Genomic DNA, 18,578 nt, shown 5'->3' on the forward strand with positions numbered 1-18,578 from the left:
GTCTGCCTAATTGCTTGGTATATATAAATTGTAAAGAGATAACTTAAATTAACCTGTGTAATAAATACATTATAATAGAAATTTTTAAGTAATTAAATACGATTTTTGAAAAAATATTATAACAAATTAGTGAAGTAATAAAATTTGTATAATTTTGACGAGTTTAAATCAAAAAGATTCTGAAAATTCCATATACATAAAGAAAACTATATGATATAATTTTAGCATAATGTATTTAATGTGCTAAGGAGAACTAGAGTTAAGCACAAAAATAAGAATTGCATTCTTATTTTTGTGCTTTTTTGTTATTAAAATATATTTTAATGGGGGTATATATATGTATGATGTTGCCATAATTGGAGCAGGAATAATAGGAGCTTCTATATTTAGAGAGTTGACTAGGCATAATTTAAAAGTAGTAGCCATTGAAAGAGAAAATGATGTAGCAATGGGGACTACTAAAGCTAATTCAGCTATAATCCACTCAGGATATGATCCTGAAAATGGAACATTGATGGCTAAGTATAATGTGAAAGGAAATGAAATGTTTGAAAAAATATGCGATGAGTTATCAGTTCCTTTTATAAGAAATGGTTCATTAGTATTGGCTTTTAATGATGATGAAATGAATTTAGTACAAGAGCTATATAACAATGGCTGTAAAAATAAAGTTAGAGGATTGAAAATATTAAATACTCAGGAAGTTTTAGAAAAAGAGCCTAATTTAAATTCAAGTGTGTTAGGAGCATTATATGCTCCAACGGGAGGAATAGTTGGACCATTTGAATATACTATAGCTTTAATAGAGAATGGTATTGCAAATGGAGGAGAAATTAAATTAAGAAGTGAAGTTGTAGGAATAAGTAAAGATGATTTAGAAAATGATGTATTTAAAATTAAAATAAATGATGGAGAAGTTATAGAAACAAAATATATAATAAATGCAGCCGGGGTTTATGCAGATAAAATTCACAATATGATTTGTGAAGAAGAATTTAAAATAACTCCAATTAGAGGAGAATATTATGTAATTGATAAAAATCAAGGAAAGCTATTTAATAACACAGTATTTCAATGTCCATCAAAGCTTGGTAAAGGTGTTCTTGTTACACCAACTGTGCATGGTAATTTAATAGTTGGACCAAATGCAGAAACAATTATTGATAAGGAATCCGTAAAAACAACAGATGAAGGCTTAGAATATGTAAAGGAAACGTGTTTAAAAACAACTGATAAAATTAATTTTAGAAATGTAATAAGGAATTTTGCAGGTCTTAGAGCTCATCCTGATAGTGGGGATTTTATAATTGAAGAAAATAAAAAAGTTAAGGGTTTTATAGATGTAGCAGGTATGAAATCTCCAGGACTATCATCGGCACCAGCTATAGCAATAGATATAGTAGAAATGTTAAAAGTAAGTGGACTTGAAATAAGCAAAAAACAAGAATTTAATCCATATAGAAAACAAATTAGATTTATGGAATTATCAGAAGAAGAAAAGATTGAGTTGATTAAAAAAGATAGCAATTATGGAAAAATTATATGTAGGTGTGAACAAATAACTGAAGGTGAAATTATTGATGCTATTAAAAGATGTTTTGGAAGTGTTTCCTTAGATGGTATAAAGCGAAGATGCAGACCTGGAATGGGAAGATGTCAAGGTGGTTTTTGTGGTCCACGTGTTCAGGAGATAATATCTAGAGAACTTAATCTACCTTTAGAGGATATTGTTTTAGAAAAAGATGGTTCATATATTTTGACTGGGAAATCAAAATAGGGGGGAGAAGTATGAGATATAATTTAATTGTAATAGGTGGAGGGCCAGCAGGACTGGCAGCTGCATATGAGGCTTACTTAAATGGTGTAAGAAATATTTTAATAATTGAGAGAGATAGAGAGCTTGGAGGAATATTAAATCAATGTATCCATAATGGATTTGGGCTTCATACTTTTAAGGAGGAACTTACAGGACCAGAGTATGCGGATAAGTTTATAAACATGGTAGAGGACGTAGATATTGATATAAAACTAGATACTATGGTATTAGAAATAGAGGAAAGTAAAAGAGTTCATTCAATAAATTCTAAAGATGGATATATGATATTAGAAGCAGAAGCAATTATATTGGCTATGGGTTGTAGAGAGAGAACAAGAGGAGCTGTGAGTATACCCGGTGATAGACCATCAGGGATATTTACTGCAGGGGCAGCTCAAAGATATGTAAATATTGAAGGATATATGCCTGGTAAAGAGGTAGTTATTTTAGGATCTGGAGATATAGGATTAATAATGGCTAGAAGAATGTCTTTAGAAGGGGCTAAAGTAAAAGCAGTTGTTGAGCTTATGCCATATTCAAATGGACTTAATAGAAATATAGTTCAATGTTTAGAAGATTACAATATACCATTATATTTATCTCATACAGTTGTCGATATAGTAGGAGATAAAAGATTAGAAAAAGTAATAATATCAAAGGTAGATGATAATAGAAAACCCATTAAAGGAACTGAAATAGAGTTTGATTGTGATACATTATTATTATCAGTTGGTTTAATACCAGAAAATGATTTATCTATAAAGACAGGTATTGAATTAGATAAAAGAACTAATGGTTTGATAGTAACAGAAAATATGGAAACAAGCGTAGATGGGATTTTTGCTTGTGGTAATGTAGTTCATGTACATGATTTAGTCGATTTTGTTACTGAAGAATCTAAACATGCTGGAAAGGCTGTTTCAAAATATTTAAATAATAATTTAAAAAAGAAAAAATATTTAAATATAAAAAATGGTAACTCTATAAATTATACAGTACCACAAAAAATTTCTATAGAAGATATGGATGATAAATTAACTATTTTTATGAGAGTAAATAATGTTTATAAAAATAAAGTTTTAGTCGTTAAGTCAGGAGATATGATAATATCAAAATTTAAAAGAAAACACTTAGCACCATCAGAAATGGAGAAAGTTATTTTAACAAAGAAGCAATTAGAAAATATCGAAGAGGATTTAATAATTTCTTTAGAGGAGGGTGAATAAAGTGGAAAAGGAGCTTATTTGTATTTGTTGCCCTATAGGATGTCATTTAAAGGTGGATGTAGAAAATAAGAAAGTCACTGGAAATGGTTGTAAAAGAGGGGAAGCTTATGGAATTGATGAAATAACTAATCCTGTTAGAATTATTACAACTACTGTGAAAATATTAAATGGAGAATTACCTGTTATTTCTGTTAAAACTAAATTAGCAATACCAAAAGCTTTAACATTTAAAGCTATGGAAGCTATTAATGGTTTAACTCTTGAAGCACCTATAAAAATAGGGGATATAATTTTAGAAAATCTACTAGGAACAGGAGTAGATGTAGTAGCGACTAAAACTATAAAAAAAGCATAATTATAATATAAATTAAAAAAAGAGTAAAATATTAAAATTACTCTTTTTTTAAAAGTAAATAAGTAATAAAATGGTAAAATATACAAAAAATGGTTGACAATCTATTTTGGCTATAGTACCATATGTATATGGATGCAAAGAAGTCTATTCTGTAATTTGGTCACTTGGAATAGATGGAGCCAGTAGTGAACCCACTCCAATTTATATATTATAGATTGGAGTTTTTTTATTTTAATTATTAGGAGATAAATATATATGATTAATATTATTTTAGAAAACAAAAATGAGAGCAGCATTATAGAAAAAAATGAATTAGAAGATGAAAATATTGTAAATGATAAAGAAGCAAGTGAAACTTTTAAAAGAAGAAGTAAGAAGAATAAAGAAAAATCCTTTTTAAAGAGGGCATTATCATTGAAAATGATAAAAAATTATATAATATTTATTGTATTAACAACAATATTTGTTTTAACTTTTCAAAGTATAAAAATAAGAATTAACACTGATTATATACCTACTTTATTTGGAAATACCTATTTAAATGTATTAAGTGAAAGTATGGTACCAGAGTTTAAATTAAATGACTTAGTAATTGGAAAAGTAGTTAAGGATACAAAGGAAATAAAAGTAGGAGATATAGTCACTTATAGAGATGGTAGGATGCTAGTAACTCATAGAGTTGTTGAAGTAAAAAATGGAGGCGAAGCCTTTATAACAAAAGGTGATGCAAATGAAGCACTAGATGCTAATATAGTTCCCAAAGAAAACTTAGTTTCTAAATATAAATTTAATATCCCTTATCTAGGATATATAATAGCTAAATTTCAAGATTTAAAATTTTTGGCTATTATGGGAATAGTATTTATGTACTTTATAATAAAGGAATTAATAATAGAGATTAAAAAGGTAAAGAAAAATAAAAATTTTCAATTAAATAATTAATAAGTCAATCTTAATGGGACTTTGAAGCATAATCTGTATATGGTCACTTGGATTATGTGGAGTTAATAGTGAATCCACACCATTAATATTATATAAAAAATATATTTTAATGGAGGATTGTTTTATGAATAAGAAAATTGCAGCTTTACTATTAGCTGCCGCTTTAACAACTGGTATGGGGGGATTTGGTACTTATGCATATTTCACAGATAGTGATACATTAACTGATAATGTAAACATCACTATGGGTACATTAGATGTAGATGCATATTGGGCTACAGATGCTGGAAAAGATACATGGAAAGCAACATCAAAAGCTACAGAAGTAAAATCAACTACTGCAGAAACACTAACATTTGAAAATGTTAAGCCTGGAGATACATTTGAGAGAGATGTAGTTATAGCTAACCAAGGTTCTTTAAAAGCTGATACTACAGTGGAATTAAAGAAGAATTTACCACAAGGTTTAAAGGTTGAATTAGTAGATGTTACTTCACAAACTGGAAAGGTCTCAATAGATCCAAATTATGCAAATAGATGGTACGAAAATGGTGTTGGAGCTCATGGTGGATTTATAAGAGCAACAGTTAAAGTTACAGTAGAAGAATCAATGAGTAATGAGTGGATGGGGAAAGCCTTTGAGCTAGGTGCACAAGAATTCATAGTTGTTGGTGCTCATCAAACAATTTATTAATATAAATAAGATAAGGATGCAGGTTTTGCATCTTTATTTTACTATATAGGAAATTATATTTTTAAAATCTGTGGATAAATTATTTATAGCATATAAGTTATTAAAGTTAGCCCTTGTGATTACGCAACTATTATATCAACAAAAATATCTAACAGAGACTATTATCTAAAATATATTTCTCAATATTTGAATAAAATCTATCTTTATTAAATAATTTGGTAAAATGGGTAAAAAATATAAATATTTAAGAGGGGTGAATATGTTATTTAAGAAGTTATTAAATAGTGTGTGCTTAGCTTTAGTTATTGTTAGTTTAAGTAAGAATATTTATGAAACAAAAGCTTATTCTTTACAAGATGGTGTAGTATTAGAAGTTGTTGGAGAAGGTTATGAAAGCATATTTAATGAAGAAAAAGATGGGCTATGGGCTCCAGGGGATACAAAGACAAATTCATTTATAGTATATAATAATTCTTCAAATGATATAAAGCTAGAGATGATTACTTTTGAAAATAACATAAATTATGAAGGAAATGATGATAAGAATATATTAGTAAAAAATTCATCAATAAAAATTACTGATGAAAATGGCAAGGTTTTATATACAGGAAGTTTAGAAAATCTATTTAATAAATATGAGATGATAAATGATGATGTAATAATACTATCAGGAGAAAATAAAAAATTAAATATGACAATTAATATAAATGAAAATTTAGGTAACGAAGCACAAGATGTATATAAAAACTTAAAGTTTTTAATAAATTATAGTAACTTAAATAGATATACAAATAAAAATGATAGAACTAATAAAAATTTACCTGAAACAGGAAGTGAAATTAATTCAAGTCTGTTACTAGGTATAGGGAGTTTATTATTAGTTGAAGGTATATTTATTTTAAAGAGAAAAAAAACACAGGTATAAGTTGTTAAAATATATTGAATTATTTAAGATTAAGATACTAAATATAATTTTAGTATCTTATTTTTTACAACAAATACGAATAATGATTATGTATAATTGACAAATTTACGTACTAGGGATAAAATTATAATAACTTTTTAGGTTATATAAAAAATTATAATGAATTTTGATAGGAGTTGAAGTTAATGAAAGCCATTTTAACAGTAATAGGAAGAGACAAAGTTGGAATAGTAGCAGGAGTTAGCAATGAGTTGCTAAGATTAAATATAAATATCTTAGATGTAAATCAAACTATAATGGATAAGTATTTTACTATGATAATGATGTTGGATTTAAAGGAAGCTAATTCAGATTTTGATAAAATTAAAAGTTCACTTCTAGATAAAGGAGAAGAACTTGGGGTAGATGTTAAAATTCAAAGAGAAGAAATATTTAACTCAATGCACACTTTATAATTGGGGGAGAAGTAATGAAGAGTAATAATATATTAGAAACTATAAAGATGATAGAGGAAGAAAAGCTTGATATTAGAACAATAACAATGGGAATTTCTTTATTAGATTGTATAGATTCAGATGGAGATAAGGCGAGAGAAAAAATTTATAATAAAATAGTTACATCTGCTAAGGATTTAGTTAGAGTTGGAAAGGAAATCGAAAATGAATTTGGTATTCCAATAGTAAATAAAAGAGTTTCTGTAACTCCGATATCAATAATTGCAGGAGCAAGTGATGAAGAAGATTATGTAAAGTTTGCACAAACTCTAGATAAAGCTGCTGAAACCTTAGGAATAGACTTTATAGGAGGATTTTCAGCACTAGTACAAAAAGGTTATACAAAAGGTGATAAAATCTTAATAAAATCAATACCAGAAGCTTTAGCTAAAACTAGTAAGGTTTGTTCTTCTGTAAATGTTGGATCAACAAGATGTGGAATAAATATGGATGCAGTTAGAGAAATGGGAGAAATTATAAAAGAAACTGCAGAATACACCAAAGATACAAAAGGTTTTGGATGTGCTAAATTAGTAGTATTTTGTAATGCTGTTGAAGATAATCCTTTTATGGCTGGAGCATTTCATGGAGTTGGAGAAGCTGATAAGGTTATAAGCGTCGGTGTAAGTGGCCCTGGAGTTGTACAAAGAGCATTAGAAAAGGTTAAAGGAGAATCCTTTGATGTAGTTTCAGAAACTATAAAGAAAACTGCATTTAAAATTACAAGAATGGGACAATTAGTTGCACAAGAGGCCTCTCAAAGATTAGGAGTGCCATTTGGTATAGTAGATTTATCTTTAGCACCAACACCTGCTGTTGGAGATTCTGTTGCACATATATTAGAAGAAATGGGACTTGAAGTAGTTGGAACTCATGGGACCACAGCAGCTCTTGCATTATTAAATGATGCAGTTAAAAAAGGTGGAGTTATGGCATGTAGTCATGTAGGTGGACTAAGTGGAGCATTTATACCAGTTTCAGAGGATGCAGGAATGATAGATGCAGTTTTAAATGGATCATTAAACTTAGAAAAATTAGAAGCTATGACTGCTATATGTTCAGTTGGATTAGATATGATTGCAGTACCTGGAGATACGCCAGCAGAAACAATAGCGGCTATGATTGCAGATGAATCAGCAATAGGAATGATTAATAATAAAACTACAGCAGTAAGAGTTATACCAGCACCAGGTTGCAAGGTAGGAGATTTAGTTGAATTTGGAGGACTACTAGGAACTGCTCCTGTAATGCCTGTAAATAAATATTCATCCTCTCTATTTATACAAAGAGGTGGAAGAATACCTGCACCAATTCACTCATTTAAAAATTAATAGATATTTATGGATAATTATAATTTTAAAATATAATTATCCATTTTTTATTATTAAAAGTTAAAATATAACTTTACTAAAAATATATTGTATAGAATTTAATAAATATGTAGATTAATAATCTATAATAGATTTATAAAAATGATTATAGCGGTTATTTGAATATGTATTATTATAAAAAACTAAATATTATAGTCTTAACTCTTTTATTTAAGTTAGATTAATATTAATTTTACTTATATCAATAAATATAGTACTATTTAATTGAATTTATAATACTAATTAAAAATTGTATAGAGGAGTATTATAAATAAAATGTTTTAAGGTATATACGGGGGAATATTATATGAGAAATTTAAAGGCTTTATCAAAGCAAGGGTCTAATATTAAACCCAATGAAGATAAATTAACTATAGTTGATGGTGCAGCATGGATATTAGATGGAGCAACAGGATTGACAGGTAAAAGGATTACTGAAAAGGAAACTGATGCATTATGGTATGTTGAAGCTTTAGATGATTATTTAAGAAATAATATAAATAGTTCTATGGATATTAAAGAGATAATAAAAAATGGAGTCAAAGAAGTAAAAGCAAGGTATTCAATGTATAATGGATTTAGTGATTTAGATGAGGTAGATTATCCTTGCGCAGCATTAGCTTTAGTAAGATTTAATGATAGAGAATTAGAGTATTATGTAATTGGTGATTGTACTTTAATTTATATTGAAGATAATGGTCAGATAAAAGAGGTTGTCGATAAAAGATTAATAGAATTAGAAGAAAATATATTAATAAAAATGTGTGAAGTTAGTAAAATAAATAATATATCAGTTTTAGAGTCAAGACAATACTGTAATGATGAGGTAATTAAAGTAAGAAAATTAAAAAATAAATTAAATGGATATTATATATTAGAGTTAAATGAAGATATCGTAGATAATGGCATATTTAGTAAAGTACCTATAAATAGAGAACTTAATATTTGTATTACTTCAGATGGATTTTCGCAGTATTATGATACACTTAACTTAACAAAGGATTATAAAGAATTTATAAGATTGGTAAAAGAAAATAATATAGAAGATTTATTTAAAGGTTTAAGTGAAGAGCAAGAAAAGTATAGTGAGTGTACGCGTTATCCAAGGTTAAAGAAAAAAGATGATTCAAGTATCATTTATTTTGAACTATAAAATTTACAATTTGGATAAATGTGGTGTATAATTAATAGGGAATAATTAGCAAAAGAGAAGGCGATAAATAATGCTTTCTCTTTTATTTTAGGGGGAAATTATGAGGTGCGTTGTAATACACGGTAGTCCAAGAAGAGGTAATACTTGGACTGTATTAAACTTAGCGAGAGATGAAATGAAAAAGTATAGTGAAATTGAGTTTGTAGATATTGAATTAAGGAAAGAAAATATACCATATTGTAATGGTTGTTTTGCATGTATTTATAAAGGTGAAGATAAGTGTCCACACAATGAAAAAATAAATAACATAGTACAGGAAATTGAAAATTCAGATGCTGTTATAATGACTTCACCTGTTTATTCAATGCAAGTTAGCGGACTTTTAAAAACATTCATAGATCATATGTCTTATAACTTTCATAGGCCAAAATTCTTTACAAAAAAGGCTTTAGTGATTACTACTACTGCAGGGGCAGGACATAAAGTTTCAGCAAAATACATTAAGGATGTTTTATATTATTGGGGATTTAATTTTGTAGAAATGATACCAATAGCATATAGGGGAACAGAACTAAGTAATAAAAATATAGAAAAAATAAAATATATATCTAGAAATTTTAGTAAAGACTTAGTATCTAAAAAAATACACAAGCCAAAAGTAAAATCTATCTTTATGTATAATTTATGGAGAAGATATAGTGAAGTACCTTTTAAAGAAGGAGATGCAGATTATAGATATTGGGAGAATTCAGAGCTTTCAAAATTTGTTTATCATCCAGATATTGAAATTGGAATTTTTAGAAGAGTAATAGGTAACTTTACTTATAATATTATTGGAAGTAGCAATAAAAAGTAGTATAATTTGGGGGCTTAGTAATGGATATAATAAACGAAATATATTTAGAATGTAGTAAACTATGGTGGCAAGCTGATAGAAATTTCAAGTTAGATATGAAGAAATATACAAAGATAGATAAGAAAAATAAAGAAAATAAATTAGATAAATATATAGATTTAATAATTCAAAAAATAAAAGAATTTCCACAGGAAGATAATAAAAAGGAAAAGTGGAAAAATGATTTTGATAAAATAATAGATGATTTCATTGAAAGTGAAGAAGATGCTTTTAAACTTGGAATAATAAATAAAAATCTAAAGAATGATTTCTTTAATAGTACTAAAAGCTTTATAAAAGAAGCAAAAAAGTTTAACAAGAGCTTAAGTTATAGTGATATAGGACAGGCTATGAGGAATGTTTGGATAATAAATATTCTTCAGGCATCATTTGGGCAAAAGGTAGAATTTTCTAAAGCTATCTTTGGATATAGTATGCTGTATCCATATACAGATAATTATTTAGATAATATAGAAATAGATATAAATAAAAAAGAAAAATTTAATTATAATTTAAAAAAACGCTTGAAAGGAGAGCTTATAGAAGATAAAAATTCTTATGAAGAATCGTTTATACATTAGTTAGTTGTATAGAGGAAATATTTAAAAGAGATGTTTATACTGAGTTATATGAATCTTTACTTTTAATTCATGAAGGGCAAATAAAAAGCCTAATGCAACAAGAAGGGAATAGTATTCCTTATGAAGATGACATTTTAGGTATATCTATTGAAAAAGGTGGCTCATCAGTATTAGTAGATGGATTTTTAACAAAGGGAAAACTTGATAAAGAGGAAGTATCATTTTGTATTTTTTATGGATTTTTACTTCAGATTGCAGATGATTTACAGGATTTAAAATTAGATATAAAAAGTAAGCATATAACTATAATGTCACAGTTAGCACCTAAATATAAATTAGATAAAATATCAAATAAATTAATAAATTTCACAGTAAAACTATTAAGAGATGCTAATTGCTTCAAGGGAGAGAATATAGTTGAATTAAAGGAGCTTATAAAAACAAATTGTATAATGCTTATATTATTTTCAGTAGTATTAAGTAAAGATTTTTTTACAAATGAATATATAAATATTATAGAAGAATATCTTCCGTTTTCAATTAAATATATAGAGAGTATAAAATTTAAACTTAGAAAGAAATTTAGAAAAATAGAATTTGAAGAAGCAGTTAATTATATATTAGATATTAATTAAAAAGCAGCTAAAGTAATTTACTTTAGCTGTTTTTGATTTTGTCATCAACTGATGGCAAAGCAATATAATTTTTAACTGTCTCAAGAACTGAATCTTCTCCAACATAAACAATTATATCTTGTGAATGTATTTTAAAGTAAGGCCCTGGAGATAAGAATAAATCACCATCTCTTTTTACAGCAATTATTGTTGCCTTTGTATTATGCCAAAAGTTAAGTTCACCTATACTTTTATCTACTGCAAAACTATCTTTTTCTACTATACTTTCAAATGGAATAATAGAACCTACATTTCTTAATTGAGTAGCAAATTCTATTATTGAATTAATATTTTTTTCAAGCTTCGCATCAATTTCTTTTCTTTGTTTTATTAAGTCAAAGGTTTCACTATTTAAGTAAGTAAAATCAGATTTTGTTTTGAATTTATTTAAAAATTCTTTAGCTGAATATTTATCATTTATAATAATGCCACTTTTTTCATTTATAGTAACAACATTCATATCTTTTAATAATGCTAAGGATCTTCTGATAGTTTCAGGAGACACATTATATATACTAACTAAAGTTGTTCTTCCTGTGATTTTACTGCCCTCTAAAAATTCATTATTAATTATTCTATAAGCTATATCCATGGCTATTTTTATATAGTTAGGTGTTTTTGTTTGCTTAGACAATACTAACATCTCCTTCCAGTAAAGATTCTAACATACAATATAAGAAAGTAAAATACTTATAGAGAGTTATAATTTATAAATATGTATATAAGTTCTATTAAAGTTTCTAAATTTAATATAGTATTTCAATTTTTGTAAGTTATATAGTTATAAGATGAGTTTAAAGAACCTATATATGCAAAATTAAAAACTATATTATTCTAATTCACTATTAAACTTGTATTTTGAATTTTAATTATTGATTTTAATTTAAATATAGATAATGTAGAATATTAATTAGAACATATATATAACCTATTTCTATAAGTAGAATAAATACTAAATTTATAGTAAATAATTGGAATATAATATATTTTAAAGTGTTGATCGGACTAAATATTTTAAAATATATTAATTTATAGGTTTTATATAATTGAATTTAAAATTTAATTAGCCTATAATTAAGGCATTAGTTGAATTTAGAGGTACTGCTATGAATAAAAATTTAGAGTTAGAAAAAAATATATTAAAGGGAAAAAGGGAAAAGATAACAAATGAGCTTTTAGAGAAAAGAAAAAATCATGAAATTATAGAAAAGAAATTAAGAACTTTAACAAAAGAGTCAAAAGGAAATTATAATGAAGAAAAAGAAACTACAGAAAAAATATACTCTGTATTAAAAAAAGATATAAAGAATTATGAGGAAGCTTTAAAGGTTCCTTATTTTGGCAGAGTTGATTTTAGAGAATTAAGAGGGGAAGACGAAAGTATATATATAGGCAAACAAGCTGTAAGTTCAACTTTAGATGGCGAGGAAATAGTTGTTGATTGGAGAACACCAGTAGCAGATTTATACTATAGTGGAACTGGAGGTTACGCATATTATAAATCTCCAGTTGGAATTATAGAAGGTAAATTGTCTTTAAAAAGAAAATTCCTATTTAAAGAAGATTCATTAACAGATATATTTGACGAAGGAATAAATGAAATAATAATAAAAAGTAGTGATGAAGGTAGTGACTTAGTAGATGAATTTTTAAAAATAAATCTTGAAGAAAGTAGAGGGAAAAAACTTAAGGAAGTTGTTGCTACAATACAGAAAGAACAAAATGATATTATAAGATGGCCTAAAAATCTGCCAATCATAGTCCAAGGTTCAGCTGGTTCAGGGAAAACTACCATAGCTTTACATAGATTAGCATATTTAATATATAGGTATTCTGAAACTATAAAAGGAAAGGATATATTAGTTTTAGCACCTAATAAACTATTTTTAGATTATATTTCTGATATATTACCTAACTTAGGTGTAGATGAGGTAAAACAAACAACTTTTCAGGAATTAGTATTAAAATACTTAAAGCTTAAAACAAAGGTTAAAGGAAAAGACGAGAAGTTAAAAGAACTTATAGAATCTACTGATAGTGAAAGATGTAAGTTTATAGCAAACTCATCTAAAATAAAGGGAACATTAACTTTTAAAACAATTATAGATAGATATATTGCTTTATTAGAAGGAGATTCTGTTGACATAACAGATATAGTTATATGCGATTATATATTATTTAATAAAAGGGAAATAATGAGGCTTTATCTTAAGGATTTAAAAAGTTATCCAATAAATAAAAGAAAAGATGAAATTAAAAGGTATCTAAGTTTAAAGCTTAAAGAGAAGATAGAAATACTTTGTCTTCAAATTGATTTAGAGTGGGATGCTAAAATTAAAAATATAAAGCTTAAGTTAGAGGATGGGGAAGAGAGAAGAAAGAAATTAATAGAAGTATATGCTAAAAGAGATGAAATAAAAAATAACATAAGAAATAATTCAAAAAAAGAAATTAATGAGTACTTTAAAAAATGGAGAGGAATAACTTCTAGAGATATATATATAGATTTATTTAGAAATAAAGAGTTTTTTGAACTTGCAACTTTAAATAAAATACCTAAAGAACTATCTGAATTTATGAAAGATGAAGTTATAGGTAATTATGAAAAAGGTATTATGGATGAAGATGATTTAGTACCACTTTTATATATCAATATGCTATTAGAGGGAGTCGAAGAAAAAGATAAATATACTCATATAGTAGTTGATGAAGCTCAAGATTATAGCCCATTTCAAATTTACTTAGTAAATCATTTTACTAAGGGAAATTCTCTTACGTTAGTTGGTGATATAGCTCAAGGAATATACTATTATAAGGGAATAAAAAATTGGAGTGATATAGTAGATAAAGTCTTTAATGGTAAGGCAACTTATATGCAGTTAACACAGAGCTATAGATCAACCGTTGAAATAATAGATTTTGCAAAGGGTGCTTTAAGTTCACAAAAATTAGACTTAAAGAGTGCAAAGCCTGTATTAAGACATGGAGAAGCACCAAAAATTATTAAATGTATTAATGAAAAAGAAGCAGTACAAAATATAAATAATATAATTACAGAGATTATAAATAGTGATAAAAGTAGTATAGCTATTATTACAAAGGGATTAGAGGAAGGAAAAATATTAGAAAAGCTTATAAAAAAACATTCAACATATAAAGCAACTCTTATAAAGGGGAATGAAAAAGAGAATAAAGATAATATTTTAATAATTCCATCCTATTTAACAAAAGGCTTAGAATTTGATGCAACAATTATATATAATCCAAGTGATACTAACTATAAGGATATTCTTTTAGATCAAAGACTATTATATGTTGCTTTAACAAGAGCATTGCATTATGAATATATAATAGAAATCGATAATATAACAGAAATGATAAAATAGAAAGTTTTTTGTAGAGTAGTTTAAAGTTTAGGCGAAAGTATATACTAAATCGTCAAATTTGATAATTGTTTGACAAAACTCTTTATGATAAAATATTTCTAGAATACATGCACAGAAAAGATTAAACTCGGAGGTAGGTATATGTTACAAGAAAAATTAAAAAATAATATTTATTGGATAGGTGTAAAAGATCCAGAGTTAAGAGTATTTGATATAATAATGGAAACAAAAAAAGGAACAACCTATAACTCTTATGTAATAAATGATGAGAAAGTAGCCATAGTTGATACAGTAAAGACTGGTTTCTATGATGAATTTAAAAAGAATTTAAAAGATATAATTGGAGATAAAAAAGTAGACTATGTAATAGTTCAACATACTGAGCTAGACCATAGTGGTTCATTAATAAAACTAATAGAAGATTATCCAGAAATTAAGGTAGTAGGATCTAAAGCAGCATTAAATTACTTAAAGAATATATTAAACAGAGATTTTAATACTTTAGAAGCAAAAGAAGAAATATCTCTTGGAGAAACAACACTTAAATTTATAAATGCTCCGAACTTACATTGGCCAGATACTATATTCACATATGTAAAGGAAAGGAATTTATTATTTACATGTGATTTTACAGGTTCTCATTATTGCCCAGAAGGTGGAATAACTGAAAGCTTAAATGAAGAATATTTTGTAGAAATGGAATATTACTTTAATTGTATTATGGGACCATTTAAGAGATTTGTTTTAATGGGACTAGAGAAAATAAAAGATTTAAATATTGAAGTTATAGCACCAAGCCATGGACCAGTTCATGTTGCAAATATAGATAAAATATTAAACTTATACAGAGCATGGGCAACAGAAGCACCTGTAGATAATAAAAAAGTAGAAATTTTCTATATTTCTGCTTATGGAAATACAGAGGTTATAGCTAACTTTATGAAAGAGAAGCTAGAAGAAAAGGGATTTAAAGCTGATGTTACAGAGATAACAAGTATTCCTCTAGAAGAAAGTATATCAAAAATAGAAAAAGCAAAAGGATTTATGGTTGGTTCTCCAACTATTAATCAAGATGCAGTAAAGCCTTCTTGGGACTTACTATCATTAGTTAATCCAATTATAAATAGAGGAAAAGCAGCTGTAGCTTTTGGATCTTATGGTTGGAGTGGTGAAGGAGTTAAGATGCTAACTGCAAGATTAAAGGATTTAAAGCTTAAAGTTGTAGATCCAGGATTATCATTCTGCTTTGTACCATCAGAACAAGATTTTAAAAATGCAGAGGAAATGGTAGATAAATTTATAGAATTAATGTAATAATCTTAAGGACGTATGATTTTGAAATCATACGTCCTTTATTTTTAGAATAAGATTAAAGTGCTAGTATAAATAAATTCTCATATACATCTAATAGGTTAAATGTATAGAAACTAAATTAAATTTAAAAAACTATTCCCTAAACAAACACATTAAGAATATCTATATAATAAATACTAAAAAAGGGGGGAAACTGCTTCTTAATAATTGCATTATGCAATTTGTAAGATAGGAAATATATGAGAAAAGAATTGACTTCACAAGATGTAAAATTTAATTTTAATTTTAAAGAAGGGAATTTCAAGGGGAGTGTAACAAAAATTCCTGAAATAGATAGTGAGTATGAAAAAATCGGAAGAGCTCTTAGTATAGATAAAGAAGGATACAATCTTTATTTAATAGATTCATTTTCTAAAGAAAAACTAAAGAAGCTAAAAGATTATATAGAGGAGCAGTATAAATATCTGAAACCTCCAAAGGATATTTGTTATGTTACAGTAGAGGATGATAAGAAGCCAGAAGTTTTATTTGTTAATAATGGAAGAGGTAAAAAATTAAAAGATACTGTTGAAGAAATAAGAAAGTATTATATAGAAATAGTAGAAGAATTCTATAATTCTTCTACAGACAATGAAAAAGACGAGATTATAGAAGAAATACAAGGGAAAAGAAATGATTATATAAGTGAACTAATTGAGATGGCAAAAAAAGAAGATTTTGAAGTTAAAGTTACAAGTAAAGGATTTGCTTTTATTCCTTTAATAAATGAAAAAGTGATTAGTGAGAGAGAATATGATAACTTAGAAAAAAATAAAAAAGAAGCTATAGTTGCAAAAGCATCAATTTTAAAGAAAAGAGCAGAGATAGTCCTAGGAAAGCTTAAGGATATAGAAAATAAATCCATTAAAAAACTTAAAGAAATATATAGTAATTTTTTAGCAAGTGAAATGGAAGTCTATAAGGATGAAGCTTTAATGGGATTTATAGATGATGATAATGCATATGAGTATTTAGAAAAATTATTTATATCTATTGAAAAAGATATTATAAATTGTTATACAATGGATATAGATGAAGATGAAGAACAACTTTATGAAGTTATAAACAAATATAATATACATTTGTTAGTAGATAACAGTTTAAGATATACTCCACCAGTTATATATGAAGAAGACCCAAATGTAAATAATTTAATGGGACTTATAGAATACGAAAATCGTAATGGAGTTTATACTACAGATATATCTTTAATAAATGCAGGTACCTTATTAAAAGCAAATGAAGGTTGTTTAATATTAAGAGTAAATTCTCTTGCTAACAATGCGTACGCATACTATCATTTAAAAAAGGCATTAATGTCTAATAAAATAACATATGATATATCAAAATCATATGTTGAATTAATATCAATTAATGGATTAAAGCCACAACCTATATCTATAGATGTTAAAGTTATATTAATTGGAGACCAAGAAACTTATGACACATTGTATAGTTTAGATGAAGACTTTGGAAAATTATTTCCTTTAAGAGCAGAATTTAATCCTATAGTTGAAGTAAACGAAAATGCTAGTTCTTATATAAATAAGTCAATATTAAGAAAAATAAAAGAAAATAATCTTATGCCTATTACAGAAGATGGAGTAAATGAAGTAATAAAATATTTATCCAGAATGGCAAGTAGCAAGACAAAAGTAAATATAGATACTATGGAAATAGAAAAATTAATAATTTTATCAAACGATAATGCTAAAATTAGAAAATCATCAATGATAGAATCGAGAGATATAATAGAAATTGCTTATGCTACAGAAAGAATAGAAGATGAATATGATACGCTTTATAAAGACAATAAGATCTTAATATCCGTTGTTGGTAATCGAGTTGGAGTTATAAATGCTTTGGCTGTTCTAGACACTGGTTACCATTCTTTTGGAAAGCCAATGAGAATAACTTGTATTGCCCAAAAGGGAAGTGGAAGAATTATAGATATCCATAAAGAGAGTAGGTTAAGTGGAAAAATACATGAAAAATCAATAAATATACTAAAGGGACTTTTAAATAATATATTAAATCCATATGAAGAGCTTCCTATAGACTTTTATTTAAGCTTTGAACAAACTTATGGTTTAATAGATGGTGATAGTGCATCAGTTGCAGAAGTTATATGTATTCTGTCCGCTTTAAGTAAAAGACCAATTAAACAAAATATTGCAGTAACAGGATCTATAAATCAATTAGGAGAAGTCCAAGCAATAGGTGGAGTAAATGAAAAGATAGAAGGATTTTTCAGGGTTTGTAATTTTTTAGATAGGGTTAACAATAAAGGTGTGTTAATACCTTCATCAAATAAGAACGAACTAATATTAATTCCAGAAATTGAAGAAGCCATAGAAAAAGGGGATTTTCATATTTATATAATGGATGATTTAAATGATGCAATAGAAACTTTAATCTTGAATAAAGATGAAACCTTAGAAGAGTTTTATTTAAGTATAAAATTAGAAATTGAAAAATATAAAAAAAATAAAGACAAAAAAGAAGAATAGGATTAATGAAAGAAGAATTAACAATGATTAATATATGTTAATTCTTTTTTATATATAGAAAGAATTATAAATTTGTAAAAAATGTATTATTTCATTTGACTATGAATAAACTAATATGTTAAAATTATGGAAAAAGAAGGAAAAACAAAACAGAATACATTTGAGGAGGTGAAATACTCTAAAGTAAATAACTTTAGGGTGATT

At 26.6% G+C, this 18,578-nt stretch carries 16 protein-coding genes and 2 riboswitches; of the genes, 15 read left to right on the forward strand and 1 reads right to left on the reverse strand.

Annotation, left to right across the window (positions count from 1 at the left end; genetic code table 11):
* Nucleotides 1–337 precede the first annotated feature (337 nt).
* From ACYUEX_RS04835 to ACYUEX_RS04890, 12 genes are all read left to right on the forward strand, one after another.
* Nucleotides 338–1,777 carry an FAD-dependent oxidoreductase gene (locus tag ACYUEX_RS04835; RefSeq protein WP_460286796.1) on the forward strand — a complete coding sequence of 480 codons (1,440 nt, stop codon included), beginning with the start codon at nucleotides 338–340 and terminating at the stop codon, nucleotides 1,775–1,777.
* Nucleotides 1,778–1,788: 11 nt separating this feature from the next.
* Entirely contained in the window at nucleotides 1,789–3,042 is a 1,254-nt protein-coding gene (locus tag ACYUEX_RS04840) for an NAD(P)/FAD-dependent oxidoreductase (protein WP_460286797.1), read from the forward strand.
* A 1-nt stretch (nucleotide 3,043) separates the two neighbouring features.
* Nucleotides 3,044–3,397: a DUF1667 domain-containing protein gene (locus tag ACYUEX_RS04845; protein WP_460286798.1), complete on the forward strand. Its 354-nt coding sequence runs from the start codon at nucleotides 3,044–3,046 to the stop codon at nucleotides 3,395–3,397.
* A gap of 121 nt (nucleotides 3,398–3,518) precedes the next feature.
* A riboswitch (cyclic di-GMP riboswitch) is annotated at nucleotides 3,519–3,603 on the forward strand.
* Between the two features lie 49 nt (nucleotides 3,604–3,652).
* The gene (locus tag ACYUEX_RS04850) at nucleotides 3,653–4,339 is read left to right on the forward strand and encodes a signal peptidase I (RefSeq protein WP_460286799.1); all 687 of its coding nucleotides are present in this window, start codon (nucleotides 3,653–3,655) and stop codon (nucleotides 4,337–4,339) included.
* A gap of 6 nt (nucleotides 4,340–4,345) precedes the next feature.
* Nucleotides 4,346–4,429: riboswitch (cyclic di-GMP riboswitch) on the forward strand.
* Between the two features lie 34 nt (nucleotides 4,430–4,463).
* The gene (locus ACYUEX_RS04855; protein ID WP_460286800.1) at nucleotides 4,464–5,033 is read left to right on the forward strand and encodes a TasA family protein; all 570 of its coding nucleotides are present in this window, start codon (nucleotides 4,464–4,466) and stop codon (nucleotides 5,031–5,033) included.
* 259 nt (nucleotides 5,034–5,292) lie between these two features.
* Nucleotides 5,293–5,958 carry an LPXTG cell wall anchor domain-containing protein gene (locus ACYUEX_RS04860; protein WP_460286801.1) on the forward strand — a complete coding sequence of 222 codons (666 nt, stop codon included), beginning with the start codon at nucleotides 5,293–5,295 and terminating at the stop codon, nucleotides 5,956–5,958.
* A 185-nt stretch (nucleotides 5,959–6,143) separates the two neighbouring features.
* The gene (locus ACYUEX_RS04865; protein ID WP_411168674.1) at nucleotides 6,144–6,413 is read left to right on the forward strand and encodes an ACT domain-containing protein; all 270 of its coding nucleotides are present in this window, start codon (nucleotides 6,144–6,146) and stop codon (nucleotides 6,411–6,413) included.
* Between the two features lie 14 nt (nucleotides 6,414–6,427).
* Complete coding sequence (locus ACYUEX_RS04870; RefSeq protein WP_460286802.1) at nucleotides 6,428–7,783, forward strand: DUF711 family protein; 1,356 nt, start codon at nucleotides 6,428–6,430, stop codon at nucleotides 7,781–7,783.
* 346 nt (nucleotides 7,784–8,129) lie between these two features.
* Nucleotides 8,130–8,975, forward strand: coding sequence for a protein phosphatase 2C domain-containing protein (locus ACYUEX_RS04875; RefSeq protein ID WP_460286803.1), 846 nt, complete (start codon nucleotides 8,130–8,132; stop codon nucleotides 8,973–8,975).
* 100 nt (nucleotides 8,976–9,075) lie between these two features.
* Entirely contained in the window at nucleotides 9,076–9,831 is a 756-nt protein-coding gene (locus tag ACYUEX_RS04880; RefSeq protein ID WP_460286804.1) for a flavodoxin family protein, read from the forward strand.
* A 20-nt stretch (nucleotides 9,832–9,851) separates the two neighbouring features.
* Nucleotides 9,852–10,451 (forward strand): hypothetical protein, encoded by a 600-nt coding sequence (locus tag ACYUEX_RS04885; RefSeq protein ID WP_460286805.1) that lies wholly within the window; start codon nucleotides 9,852–9,854, stop codon nucleotides 10,449–10,451.
* 92 nt (nucleotides 10,452–10,543) lie between these two features.
* Nucleotides 10,544–11,086 carry a hypothetical protein gene (locus tag ACYUEX_RS04890; protein WP_460286806.1) on the forward strand — a complete coding sequence of 181 codons (543 nt, stop codon included), beginning with the start codon at nucleotides 10,544–10,546 and terminating at the stop codon, nucleotides 11,084–11,086.
* Between the two features lie 22 nt (nucleotides 11,087–11,108).
* Here ACYUEX_RS04890 and ACYUEX_RS04895 read toward each other — a convergent pair whose 3' ends face one another.
* Nucleotides 11,109–11,759: a TrkA C-terminal domain-containing protein gene (locus ACYUEX_RS04895; RefSeq protein ID WP_411168670.1), complete on the reverse strand. Its 651-nt coding sequence runs from the start codon at nucleotides 11,757–11,759 to the stop codon at nucleotides 11,109–11,111.
* Between the two features lie 472 nt (nucleotides 11,760–12,231).
* On the opposite strand from ACYUEX_RS04895, the gene helD reads away from it, so the two are divergent.
* The 3 genes from helD to ACYUEX_RS04910 all read left to right on the forward strand — a co-directional run bounded on the left by helD (nucleotide 12,232) and on the right by ACYUEX_RS04910 (nucleotide 18,374).
* Nucleotides 12,232–14,511 (forward strand): RNA polymerase recycling motor HelD, encoded by a 2,280-nt coding sequence (gene helD / locus ACYUEX_RS04900; RefSeq protein ID WP_460286807.1) that lies wholly within the window; start codon nucleotides 12,232–12,234, stop codon nucleotides 14,509–14,511.
* 141 nt (nucleotides 14,512–14,652) lie between these two features.
* The gene (locus ACYUEX_RS04905; protein WP_460286808.1) at nucleotides 14,653–15,825 is read left to right on the forward strand and encodes an FprA family A-type flavoprotein; all 1,173 of its coding nucleotides are present in this window, start codon (nucleotides 14,653–14,655) and stop codon (nucleotides 15,823–15,825) included.
* Nucleotides 15,826–16,064: 239 nt separating this feature from the next.
* Nucleotides 16,065–18,374, forward strand: a complete 2,310-nt coding sequence (locus ACYUEX_RS04910; RefSeq protein ID WP_460286809.1) for an AAA family ATPase — start codon at nucleotides 16,065–16,067, stop codon at nucleotides 18,372–18,374.
* Nucleotides 18,375–18,578: the final 204 nt, after the last annotated feature.

Source organism: Clostridium sp. CTA-7, from assembly GCF_054768095.1.